The organism is Microbacterium sp. GbtcB4 (assembly GCF_019091465.1).
Classification (GTDB): Bacteria; Actinomycetota; Actinomycetes; order Actinomycetales; family Microbacteriaceae; genus Microbacterium; species Microbacterium paraoxydans.
On sequence record NZ_JAGXJJ010000826.1, the window covers coordinates 1 to 228 of the forward strand.

Consider the following 228-nt stretch of genomic DNA (forward strand, 5'->3'; position numbering starts at 1 on the left):
TTCACGATGGCGTCCGCCTCCGGGTCGTCGATGTCGATGTCGATGTCTTCAACCTCCTGCTCGCCGTCCTCGTCCTCGACGTGGACCGCGACGTGCTCGGCAGAGGTGACCGGGAGCTCCTCGGCGGCGAGCACGTTGCCCTCCTGGGCCTCGTCCTCCTCGCTGGCCTGCTCTGCGGCGGGCGCCCCGTCGGCGTCGTCGGAATATCGTTCAGCCACGTTGCTTCTT

1 pseudogene is annotated in these 228 nt (G+C 67.5%); it reads right to left on the reverse strand.

From position 1 onward, the window contains the following. A pseudogene (locus tag KVS71_RS19760) lies at positions 1–218 on the reverse strand (transcription termination/antitermination protein NusG); the annotation flags it as partial. Positions 219–228 lie beyond the last annotated feature (10 nt).